9 protein-coding genes, 1 tRNA gene and 1 pseudogene are annotated in these 10,868 nt (G+C 70.9%); 5 read left to right on the top strand and 6 right to left on the bottom strand.

From position 1 onward, the window contains the following. From AC5020_RS14720 to AC5020_RS14705, 4 genes and pseudogenes are all read right to left on the bottom strand, one after another. Nucleotides 1-116 (bottom strand): annotated as a pseudogene (locus AC5020_RS14720) (tRNA (adenosine(37)-N6)-threonylcarbamoyltransferase complex transferase subunit TsaD); the annotation flags it as partial. A gap of 205 nt (nucleotides 117-321) precedes the next feature. Further along, nucleotides 322-394, bottom strand: a tRNA-Arg gene (locus AC5020_RS14715). A gap of 78 nt (nucleotides 395-472) precedes the next feature. Continuing rightward, nucleotides 473-1,525, bottom strand: a complete 1,053-nt coding sequence (gene tsaD, locus AC5020_RS14710) for a tRNA (adenosine(37)-N6)-threonylcarbamoyltransferase complex transferase subunit TsaD (protein WP_377019755.1) — start codon at nucleotides 1,523-1,525, stop codon at nucleotides 473-475. Continuing rightward, nucleotides 1,522-2,394, bottom strand: a complete 873-nt coding sequence (locus AC5020_RS14705; protein WP_464988817.1) for a M23 family metallopeptidase — start codon at nucleotides 2,392-2,394, stop codon at nucleotides 1,522-1,524. Before AC5020_RS14705 ends, tsaD begins: the two co-directional genes overlap by 4 nt. A gap of 339 nt (nucleotides 2,395-2,733) precedes the next feature. Between AC5020_RS14705 and AC5020_RS14700 the strand changes: the two genes are divergently transcribed. From AC5020_RS14700 to AC5020_RS14680, 5 genes are all read left to right on the top strand, one after another. Beyond that, nucleotides 2,734-3,570: a response regulator transcription factor gene (locus AC5020_RS14700; RefSeq protein ID WP_464988816.1), complete on the top strand. Its 837-nt coding sequence runs from the start codon at nucleotides 2,734-2,736 to the stop codon at nucleotides 3,568-3,570. Then, nucleotides 3,567-4,676, top strand: coding sequence for a sensor histidine kinase (locus AC5020_RS14695; RefSeq protein ID WP_464988815.1), 1,110 nt, complete (start codon nucleotides 3,567-3,569; stop codon nucleotides 4,674-4,676). The genes AC5020_RS14700 and AC5020_RS14695 overlap by 4 nt, the downstream gene beginning before the upstream one ends. A 123-nt stretch (nucleotides 4,677-4,799) precedes the next feature. Then, nucleotides 4,800-8,633 (top strand): multifunctional oxoglutarate decarboxylase/oxoglutarate dehydrogenase thiamine pyrophosphate-binding subunit/dihydrolipoyllysine-residue succinyltransferase subunit, encoded by a 3,834-nt coding sequence (locus AC5020_RS14690; RefSeq protein ID WP_464988814.1) that lies wholly within the window; start codon nucleotides 4,800-4,802, stop codon nucleotides 8,631-8,633. Between the two features lie 79 nt (nucleotides 8,634-8,712). Further along, nucleotides 8,713-9,357 carry a GDSL-type esterase/lipase family protein gene (locus AC5020_RS14685; RefSeq protein ID WP_464988813.1) on the top strand — a complete coding sequence of 215 codons (645 nt, stop codon included), beginning with the start codon at nucleotides 8,713-8,715 and terminating at the stop codon, nucleotides 9,355-9,357. A gap of 134 nt (nucleotides 9,358-9,491) precedes the next feature. Then, nucleotides 9,492-9,566: a 50S ribosomal protein bL37 gene (locus AC5020_RS14680; protein WP_377017627.1), complete on the top strand. Its 75-nt coding sequence runs from the start codon at nucleotides 9,492-9,494 to the stop codon at nucleotides 9,564-9,566. 103 nt (nucleotides 9,567-9,669) lie between these two features. Here AC5020_RS14680 and rsrA read toward each other — a convergent pair whose 3' ends face one another. Together rsrA and AC5020_RS14670 are read right to left on the bottom strand one after the other, a co-directional pair. After that, a complete protein-coding gene (gene rsrA / locus AC5020_RS14675; RefSeq protein WP_377792893.1) occupies nucleotides 9,670-10,014 on the bottom strand; it encodes a mycothiol system anti-sigma-R factor in 345 nt (114 codons plus the stop codon). Beyond that, complete coding sequence (locus AC5020_RS14670) at nucleotides 10,011-10,793, bottom strand: sigma-70 family RNA polymerase sigma factor (protein ID WP_464988812.1); 783 nt, start codon at nucleotides 10,791-10,793, stop codon at nucleotides 10,011-10,013. Before AC5020_RS14670 ends, rsrA begins: the two co-directional genes overlap by 4 nt. Nucleotides 10,794-10,868: the final 75 nt, after the last annotated feature.

The raw sequence follows: 10,868 nt of genomic DNA, 5'->3' as shown, positions 1-10,868 counted from the left end.
CCGAACAGCGGCTTGTCCAGGGCCCAGGCGACGGACTTCGCGGCGGCGAGGCCGACGTGGACGGCGGTGGCCAGCCCGGGTCCGGAGGTGACGGCGACGTGGGTGATGTCCTCGGCCTCGACTCCGGAATCGGGGGGGGGGGGGGGGGGGGGGGGGGGGGGGGGGGGGGGGGGGGGGGGGGGGGGCGGGGGGGGGGGGGGGGGGGGGGGGGGGGCCCCCCCCCCCCCCCCTTCGCGCCTGAGCGTCGCGTGGAGATGCGCAACCTCGTCACATGAGAGAGCCGGGGCACCGTGCTGACGGTGCCCCGGCTCCGGGTGTCAGTGCCCGCGACAGGATTCGAACCTACGACCTTCTGCTCCGGAGGCAGACGCTCTATCCACTGAGCTACGCGGGCCGACCACGGAAGTCTAGCAACACCACGCGCCGGGATGACCATCCGTGCCGGGCAGGCGGCGCCGGTGTGAGAGGGACCTCACCGCGGCAGCGGCAGCTGGGCCCCGTGCAGGACCGCGGACGGATCCGCGGCGATGCGCAGCCCGCTGGGGTCGGCGCCGGAGCGGACCAGCAGGTCCCCGACGGCGGCGATCATGGCGCCGTTGTCGGTGCACAGCCGCGGCGGCGGGATCCGCAGCTCGACGCCCGCCGCATCGCAGCGCTCCTGCGCCACGGACCGCAGGCGTGCGTTCGCGGCCACGCCGCCGACGATGACCAGGGTGTCCAGCTCCCGCTCGCGGACGGCGCGCAGCGACTTGGTCACCAGCACATCCACCACGGCCTGTTCGAAGGAGGCGGCGATATCGGCGACCGGCACCGGCTCACCGGCGCGCTCGAGGGTCTCGACCGTGCGCGCCACGGCCGTCTTGAGACCCGAGAAGGAGAACGTGAAGGGCGCATCGCCGGGGCGCAGCAGGGCGCGGGGGAAGGAGAAGGCACCCGGGTCGCCGCCTGCCGCGGCGCGCGAGATGGCGGGCCCGCCGGGGTAGCCCAGGCCGAGCAGCCGGGAGACCTTGTCGAAGGCTTCACCGGCGGCGTCGTCGAGGGTGTCGCCGAGATGCTCGATCGGGTCGCGCACGAGATCGCCGACGGCGAGGATCGACGTGTGGCCGCCGGAGACGATGAGGATGATGCTGCGCTCCGGCAGCGGCCCGTGCTCGAGGGTGTCCGCGGCGGCGTGACCGGCCAGGTGGTGGACGCCGAACAGCGGCTTGTCCAGGGCCCAGGCGACGGACTTCGCGGCGGCGAGGCCGACGTGGACGGCGGTGGCCAGCCCGGGTCCGGAGGTGACGGCGACGTGGGTGATGTCCTCGGCCTCGACACCGGAGTCGGCGAGGGCGATGCGCAGGGTGGGGACCGCGGCGTCCAGGTGGGCGCGGGCGGCGATCTCGGGGACCACTCCCCCGAACTCGGCGTGCTGGGAGGCGCTGGAGGCGAGGCCCTGACCGAGCAGGACGCCGTCGGAGACGATCCCGAATCCGGTCTCGTCGCAGGACGACTCGACGCCGAGGACGACCGGGGTGCGGCTCACTGCAGCAGCGACATCGGGTTGGAGTAGTTGCCCGCCTCGTCCATCTTCGCGAAGTGGAGATGGCAGCCGGTGGAGCGCCCGGTGGTGCCGACGTAGCCGACGACCTCGCCGGCCTCGACCGTGGCACCGACAGAGGTGTTGAAGCCCTGCAGGTGGTAGTAGCCGGTGATGACCCCGTTGCCGTGGTCGATCTTCACGCGGTTGCCGGAGGCGTGGTGGTACTCGACGGCGACGACGGTCCCGCCCTTCGCGGCGTGGACCGGGGTGCCGCAGCTGGCACCGAAGTCGACGCCGTCGTGGCCCTTGAAGTAGCCCAGCACGGGGTGCATGCGACCGCCGAAGCCGGAGGTGATGGGGCCGCTGACGGGACGGACGTACCCGCTGCTGCCGGCTGCCCCGGCGGAGCTCTCGCTCACCGCGGGTTCGGGCTCGGGGAGCTCCACCTCGATGCCGAGATCCTCTGCGGGCTCCTCGGACGCGGCGTCCTCCTCGGCGGGAGCGGTGCGCTCCTCGCTCCGGCTGGCGCTGTCCTCGTCCGCACGGGTCTCGGCCGCGGCCTGCTGTGCAGAGCCGGCGGCCTCGGCGACCGGGAGGGCGACGGGCGGGACCTCGGCGGCGGGGCCGGCCTGCTTCGCGGAGTCACCCTGGCCCCGGGAGCCGGACTCAGACGCCTGGGACGCGCTCTGGGGCATGTCCTCGTCGACCCCGGCCGCGGCAGCGGCCAGCGGTGCGGCGATCGTGGCGGTCGCGAGTGCTCCGAGCACGCTGACCTTCACCACACCGGCGGGGAGGGTCGCGTCGCGATGAGTTCCTCCGATGGCACGGTGCTTGCGCACCGTGGCGCGTCCGTCAGCGCGATGATTCGCCACGTATCTCGACCTGCTTCCAGTACGACTGCACATTCCGGGTTCCTGCGTCTGTCCGAGCGCGACGCCGGACAGGGGAAGTACGCGTCGCCGAACAACCGCCGTCAATCTACGGTCGGACCTGGGCGTGGACGGCTAGGTCAACCGGGTCATTGCCAAGTTTTTGCCCTCACGCCCCAAAGGTTGCCGGCGCTTGACGGGGCGGGCCCGCCACGAGTGGGGCGGAGCACCGCAGGGCAGCGACGCCTCTCGCGCGGATGCCGGAGGATTCCGATGCCCGAGGATCCCCGAGGATTCCCGAGGATTCCCGAGGATTCAGGCGCTGCGGTCTACAGTGGCGCCATGTCGACCCCGGACCAGGCATCATCCGCTCCCTCCTCGCCCGTGCGCGTGGTGGTGATCGAGGACGAGATGACGATCACCCGCGCCATCGCCGACCGCCTCACCGCGGAGGGCTGGGAGGTCTCCACCGCCTTCGACGGCCCCTCGGGCGTGCGCACGGTCGCCGAGGTGCGCCCGGACGTGGTGGTCCTGGACGTCATGCTGCCCGGCTTCGACGGCCTCGAGGTGTGCCGGCGCATCCAGGCCGACGAACCCGTCCCGGTGCTCATGCTCACCGCCCGGGACGACGAGACCGACATGCTCGTCGGTCTCGGCGTGGGCGCGGACGACTACATGACCAAGCCATTCTCCATGCGCGAGCTCGCCGCCCGTCTGAAGGCTCTGCTGCGACGGGTGCGCCGCGCCGCGGCGCCGGCGACCACGGAGAGCGAGCAGCAGGTCGCCCTGCAGTTCGGCGACCTCGTCATCGACCGGGCCGGCCGCCGCGTGATGCGGGCGGGCGTGCCCGCCCACCTCACGCCCACCGAGTTCGACCTGCTGCTGTGCCTGGCCAACGCCCCGGGCACGGTGCTGACCCGCGAGCAGCTCCTGGCCGACGTATGGGACTGGGTCGATGCCACCGGCACGCGGACGGTCGACTCCCACGTCAAGGCGCTGCGGCGAAAGCTCGGCGCCGATCTGGTCCGCACGGTCCACGGCGTCGGCTACGCGCTGGAGATCCCGGACGACGAGGAGGATCCGGACGGCGGTGACGCCGAGGACGACCGGGACCAGAACTCAGCCGCCGCGGACCCGGCCGACGAGTCCGGACCTGACGAGTCGCACCCGGCATCGTGAGCTCCGAGCACGACGGCGCGGACCCGGGCTCCGCGCACCCGCAGCGCAGACGCGTGCCGGACCGGCTGGATGTGCGCCCGCTGGACAGCTTCCGGTCCTTCAAGGTCAAGCTCGGGGTCCTGGTGGGCGTGGTCGTCACCGCCGCCGCGCTGCTGACCCAGGTCAGCATCCGGGCCGGCATCGAGCCGCTGCTGGCCATCCCGCTGGTCGTGATCGCGGCTCTGGTCGTCACCCAGCTGCTGGCCCGCGGCATGACGTCCCCGCTGCGGGAGATGACCGCCGCCGCCCGGGCCATGGCCCGCGGCGACTACACCCAGCGCATCCGCGCCACCAGCCGGGACGAGGTGGGGCAGCTGGCCTCGGCCTTCTCCACCATGGCCTCGGAGCTGGAGGAGACCGACCGGATGCGGCGGGACCTGGTCGCGAACGTCTCCCACGAGCTGCGCACCCCCGTCGCCGGGCTCCGCGCTCAGCTCGAGAACATCGTGGACGGAGTCACCGAGCCGGACCCGGCCGCGCTGTCGGTCGCGCTCACCGAGACCGAGCGCCTCTCCCTCCTGGTCGACCAGCTGCTGGACCTCTCGCGGCTGGACGCCGGCGTCGTCGACCTCGATCTCGAGGACATCGAGCTCACCCCGTTCCTGCACGAAGTGGTCGACTCGGCGGCGCTGGCCACCGGAGGCCGTGACGCGCGCTGGATCGTCGACGTCGAGCCGCCGGATCTGACCGTCACCGCCGATGCCGCTCGCATCCACCAGGTGATCCACAACCTCCTCGAGAACGCGGCGCGGCACTCCCCCGCCGGCGGACGCATCCACATCCGCGCAGCGCCCACCGGCGACGACGCCGGCGTGCGGATCGACGTGCACGACGAAGGACCGGGCATCGCCCGCGAGGACCGCTCGCGCGTGTTCGAGCGGTTCCAGCGCGGCGGCTACGCGGACAGCTCCGGCGGCACCGGCCTGGGACTGGCGATCGCACGGTGGGCCGTCGGGCTCCACGGCGGCACGATCGAGGTGCTCGACGACCCGCGCACCGAGGTCGCCGAGGACGGCCGCTCGTCCCTGATCCGGGTGGTCCTGCCGCGGGTCGGACCGCCGACGTGATGTCACCCACGACCAGGCGGTCAATCTCCCGCAGACCGCGCGAGCGGCCCAATCCATCGGCCCTGCTCCGTTAGGCTGTCAATATCCGCATCACTCGACTGTGAGAAGGCTGGCGATCTCAGAGTGTCACAGCAGACACAGGACTCCGGGACCTCGGAGTTCGGTCCGAATCAATGGCTCGTGGACGCACTCCGCGAGCAGTGGCAGCAAGATCCCTCGAGCGTCGACCCCAGTTGGGCGGAGTACTTCTCCTCCCACCGAGCAGAGACATCACCGGACCCCGCCCCGGAGGCTTCCTCCGGCGCGCCGGAGGAGACCGACTCGTCCCCCTCGAAAGAGGCCGACGAGCGGACGCCGACCGGCGAGGCCGAGCAGCAGCCCCGGCAGGCCGACGAGGCCGAGAGCTCCCCGCCGTCCGACGCCCCCTCCTCCGACGCTCCCACTCCTCCTGCCGCGAGCAACGCGGCACCCTCTCAGTCCGCGAAGGAATCTGCTCCCGTGAACGACGCATCCGCGAAGGACGAACAGAAGAAGCCCGCCGTCTCGACCACGTCGGACCGCCCGGCCAAGATCCCCACCACCACCGCGCAGATCCCCGTGGTCGAGCTGCAGGAGCCGGAGCGGGTCAAGCTGCGCGGCCCGGCCGCTGCCGTCGTGCGCAACATGGACGAGTCGCTCGGGGTGCCGACCGCGACCTCCGTGCGCGACGTGCCGGTGAAGCTGCTGTTCGACAACCGCGTCGTGATCAACAACCACCTCAAGCGCAACCGCGCCGGCAAGGTCTCCTTCACCCACCTCATCGGCTGGGCGATGGTCGAGGCCATCACCGAGGTCAACGACATGAACAACGGGTTCGATGTCGATGAGAAGGGCAAGCCGCTGCTGCTGAAGCGCGAGGACGTCAACTTCGGCCTCGCCATCGACATGCCTCGCCCCGACGGCTCGCGCGGCCTGGTCGTGCCGAACATCAAGGCCGCCCAGCGCTTCGACTTCCTCGGCTTCTGGAAGGCCTACGAGGAAGTGGTGCGCAAGGCCCGCGCCGGCAAGCTGACCATGGAGGACTTCTCGCACACCACGGTGTCGCTGACGAACCCCGGCGGCATCGGCACCGTCCATTCCATCCCGCGGCTCATGCAGGGCCAGGGCACGATCGTCGGCGTCGGCGCGATGGACTACCCCGCCCAGTTCCAGGGAGCCAGCCCGGCAACCCTCGCGGACCTCGCGGTCTCGAAGGTCATGACGCTGACCTCCACCTACGACCACCGGATCATCCAGGGCGCCGCCTCCGGCGAGTTCCTCAAGCTCATGGGTGACAAGCTCCTGGGCAAGGACGGCTTCTACGACCGCGTCTTCGCCTCCCTGCGGCTCCCCTACCAGCCGATCCGCTGGGTGCCGGACAATCCGTTCAAGGATTCCAAGTCCGAGCGTCTCGCGCGGGTCATGGACCTGATCCACTCCTACCGTGTGCGCGGCCATCTGATGGCGGACACCGATCCGCTGCAGTACAAGATCCGCACCCACCCGGATCTCGACGTCGAGACGTACGGGCTGACGCTGTGGGACCTCGACCGCATCTTCCCCACCCGCGGGCTGGGCGGCAAGGACGAGATGACTCTGCGCGAGATCCTCGGGGTCCTGCGCGACGCGTACTGCCGCACCATCGGTGTGGAGTACATGCATATCTCCGATCCGGAGGAGCGCGCCTGGCTGCAGCGGGAGATGGAGACTCCGCGCCGGCCGTTCGACAAGGTCGAGCACACCCACATCATGGAGCGCCTCAACGCCGCCGAGGCGTTCGAGACCTTCCTGCAGACCAAGTTCGTCGGCCAGAAGCGGTTCTCGCTCGAGGGCGGGGAGTCCGTGATCCCGATGCTCGACGCGGTGCTGCACGGCGCCGCGCACGACGACGTCGACGAGGTCTGCATCGGGATGCCCCACCGTGGTCGCCTCAACGTGCTCGCGAACCTGGCCGGCAAGAGCTACGGACAGATCTTCCAGGAGTTCGAGGGCAACTACGGCCAGACCATGGGCTCCGGCGACGTGAAGTACCACCTGGGCACCGAGGGCACCTACACCTCCCACGACGGGGAGCCGACCAAGGTGTATCTCGCGGCGAACCCCTCGCACCTGGAGGCGGTCAATCCCGTTCTCGAGGGCATCACGCGGGCCAAGCAGGACCAGCTCGAGCGCCCCGGGGAGTTCCCGGTGCTGCCCATCCTCCTGCACGGCGACGCGGCCTTCGCCGGCCAGGGCGTGGTCACCGAGACGCTGAACCTCTCGGAGCTGCGCGGATACCGCACCGGCGGCACCATCCACGTGATCATCAACAACCAGATCGGCTTCACGACGCTGCCGGATTCCTCGCGCTCGTCGTTCTATTCCAGCGACGTCGCGAAGTCGACGCAGCTACCGATCTTCCACGTCAACGGCGATGATCCCGAGGCCTGCGTGCGGGTCGCCGAGATCGCCTTCCGCTACCGCCAGAAGTTCCACCGCGACGTGGTCATCGACATGGTCTGCTACCGCCGCCGCGGTCACAACGAGGGCGACGACCCCTCGATGACGCAGCCGCAGATGTACTCGCTGATCAAGGAGAAGCCCAGCGCCCGCAAGCTGTACATGGAAGCGCTCATCGAACGGGGCGACCTCACCGAGGAGGAGACCGAGGGCCTGGTGCGCAACTTCCAGGAGCACCTGGACGAAGCGTTCGCCTCCACCCGCTCGGGGTCGGACGCCGATCCCGATTCCAGCGTGCAGGGTCTCGATCTGCCCGCCTCGCAGCGCTCGGGAAGCGACCGCGGCCCGGTCCAGACCGCCGTGGACGCCTCCGTGCTCGAGCGCATCGGCGAGGTGCACGGGGCCGTCCCGGACTCCTTCACCGTCCATCCCAAGCTCGGCGCGCTCCTGGCCCGGCGCCAGCAGATGTCCACCCAGGGCGGCGTGGACTGGGCCTACGGTGAGCTGCTCGCGTTCGGGTCGCTGCTGATGGAGGGCCGGCGGGTGCGCCTGACCGGTCAGGACACCCGCCGCGGCACCTTCGTCCAGCGCCACAGCGTGCTCATCGACCACGAGACCGGCGAGACCTGGACGCCGCTGGCGAACCTCTCCGAGGACCAGGCGCGCTTCAACGTCTACGACTCCTCGCTCTCGGAGTTCGCGGCGCTGGGCTTCGAGTACGGCTACTCCGTGGAGAACCCGGAGTCGCTGGTGCTGTGGGAGGCGCAGTTCGGCGATTTCGTCAACGGCGCACAGGTCGTCATCGACGAGTTCATCTCGGCCTCGGAGCAGAAGTGGGGGCAGAACTCCAGCGTCGTGCTGCTGCTGCCCCACGGCTACGAGGGGCAGGGGCCCGACCACTCCTCCGCGCGCATCGAGCGGTTCCTGCAGATGTGCGCCGAGGAGAACCTGCGGGTGGCGATGCCGTCGACCCCGGCCAGCTACTTCCATCTCCTGCGCCGGCAGGCCAAGACCGATCCGCGCAAGCCGCTGATCGTGTTCACGCCGAAGTCGATGCTGCGCAACAAGGCCGCGGTCAGCTCGGTGGAGGACTTCACCACCGGCAGCTTCGAGCCGGTGCTGGCGGATTCCACGGTCGACGCCTCCGGCGTGAGCCGGGTGCTGCTGGCCTCCGGCAAGGTGTACTGGGATCTGGCGGCCCGCCGCGAGAAGGAGGAGCTGACCGATACCGCGATCGTCCGTCTCGAGCAGCTCTACCCGCTGCCCACGGAGCAGCTCACCGAGGTGCTGGATGCCTATCCCGAGGCCTCGCTGACGTGGGTCCAGGAGGAGCCGCTGAACCAGGGCGCGTGGGGCTTCATGGCCCTGAACTTCGCGGTCGAGGTGGGGCGCACGTTGAAGGTCGTCGCCCGTCCGGCGTCGGCCTCCCCGGCCACCGGGTCGGCGACGACGCACAAGGAGGAGCAGGAGGACCTGCTCACCCGCGCCTTCGAATCCTGAGCGGCGCCACCGGGCCGCGGGTTCGCCCCCGACCCTCCTCGCCGATACAGTTGACGTTCCCGTCCCTCAGGAGGCCCCGGTGCACACCGTGTCCACATCGACCACCCCGAATTCGGACTGCCGGATCCGGGTCATCGCGCTCGGTGACGAGCTCCTCGCCGGCATCGGCGATGCTCGCGCCCTGGGGTGGCTGGGTCGTGCCGTGGCCAGTGAGCAGGGCGCCGAGAACCGCATCGACGTGTTCACCTCGGCGCTTCCCGGAGAGACCACCGCGGAGCTCGCCGACCGGTGGGACGAGGACGTCAGGCGCCGGATGGACCTCACGGCGCAGGCCGAGGGCAGGGTCGACCACCGCGTCGTCCTGGCCATGGGCCGCGCCGACGTCGAGGCCGGGATCTCCCTGGCCCGTTCCCGGCTGAACCTCGCCAAGATCCTGGACGGCCTGGAGCGGCTGCGGATCCCGGCGTTCGTGGTGGGCCCGCCTCCCAGCAGAGACTCCCAGGTCACCGCCACGATCCAGGAGCTCTCCGGCGCGTTCGAGGACGTCTGCTCGCGGCGCCGGATCCCTTACGTGAACACGGTCAGCGGGCTCTCCGGGCACGATCAGTGGGAGTCCGACGTGGCGCGCTCCCCCGGTGACCACTCCGGCCAGACCGGCTACGGGCTGATGGCCTGGCTCGTCCTCCACGGCGGCTTCGGATCCTGGCTGGGCACCTCATCGTGAGCCTCCGGGCCCGAGCGCTTCCACGGCCGGAGTGACCTCCCCCTCAGCTGTGACCGCCCGGCCGTCGCTGCCCGCCTCGATCAGCGAGGCTGTGGCACAATCGTCGGGTTACCGGGCGAAGGAAGGAGAACGTGATGAGCAAGCGAGGACGCAAGCGCAAGGCTCGCCGCAAGAACAGCGCGAATCACGGCAAGCGCCCCAACAGCTGACCGTGATCGCGCTCGGCGCGAACTGACAGGAGGCCCTTCCCCGTTCGGGGAGGGGCCTCCTGTCGTCTGCGGATGGCGTCGGCGCAGGTGTCGTCGGCGCGGGTCAGCAGTCGGGCAGCTGCCGGCGGGTACTGGTCGTGGTGATGCGCACGCTGGTGCTGCCGTCGGCGTCGGTGGTCCGGGTCACCGAGACGCTGCGGTACTGCACCGCGATCCGCTCGCGCAGGGAGGACGGCGCGCGATCCGCACAGCTGCGGCGCACGAGCTCCTTCATCCGGCGCACCTGCTCCCACTCCTCGGCGCACTCGGGGCAGCCCTCGGTGTGGCGCTCCATCCGTGCCACCACCTCGGGGGGCAGCTCGCCGTCGAGCGCCTCCTCGAGGCCGTAGCGCAGGTCGCGGCGGGGCTGATCGGCGCCGCCGGTCGCGGTCATGTCGTTCTGGGTCATCGTTCCTCCTCCCGATCTCTCGAGCCGGTGGTGTCATCGTCCGCCCCGGCCGCGGCCGAGGGGTCCGCGCGCAGGAAGCCGCTGCGGTAGGCGTAGCCGGAGAGCATGTCGCGCAGCTGGCGGCGTCCCCGGTGCAGCCGGGACATCACGGTCCCGATCGGGGTGTCCATGATCTCGGCGATCTCCTTGTAGGCGAACCCCTCGACATCGGCGAGGTACACCGCCAGCCGGTAGTCCTCGCGCAGTTCGCTGAGGGCGTCCTTGACCGCGGAGTCCGGCAGGTGGTCCAGCGCCTCGGCCTCCGCGGAGCGCAGCCCGCTGCTGGTGTGCGAGGCGACCTCGGCGAGCTGCCAGTCCTCGACGTTCTCGTTCCAGGCCTCCTGGGGGCGGCGCTGCTTCTGACGGTAGGTCGAGATGTAGCTGTTGGTCATGATCCGGTACAGCCACGCGCGCATGTTGGTGCCCGGCGTGAAGCGGTCGCGGGCGCGGAAGGCCTTCATGAAGGTCTCCTGGACGAGGTCCTCCGCGTCGTGCGGGTTGCGCGTCATCCGCAGGGCACCGCCGTACAGGGAGTCCAGATGGGACAGCGCCTCGCTCTCGAAGTCGAAGGCGTCCGCGGCCCCGTCGGGACCGGAGGACTGCGCGAGGCGCTGGGACTGCTCGTCGCCGGCCGCTTCGGGCGCGGTACCGCCGCCCTCAGGCCCCGTGGTGGCGGAGGAGGCGGCCGGGGTCTCCGGGAGGCCCGCGTCGGGGCTCGGGGCGGAATCTGTCTGGATCATTGCCGTCCAACCTACGCCAGAACGGCGGGCAGGGGCCTGTGTGAGCAGTGCAGTCATCGTCCGCCTTCCCTGCGC

This window comes from Brachybacterium sp. SYSU DS0246 (assembly GCF_059391765.1).
This window is presented reverse-complemented; position numbering and strand designations above follow the sequence as displayed.

Bases quoted from the DNA above. Each gene is read 5' to 3' on its own strand.
- AC5020_RS14700 (WP_464988816.1), top strand. From the start codon at position 2,734: ATGTCGACCCCGGACCAGGCATCATCCGCTCCCTCCTCGCCCGTGCGC.
- rsrA (WP_377792893.1), bottom strand. From the start codon at position 10,014: ATGACCCAGAACGACATGACCGCGACCGGCGGCGCCGATCAGCCCCGC.
- AC5020_RS14670 (WP_464988812.1), bottom strand. From the start codon at position 10,793: ATGATCCAGACAGATTCCGCCCCGAGCCCCGACGCGGGCCTCCCGGAG.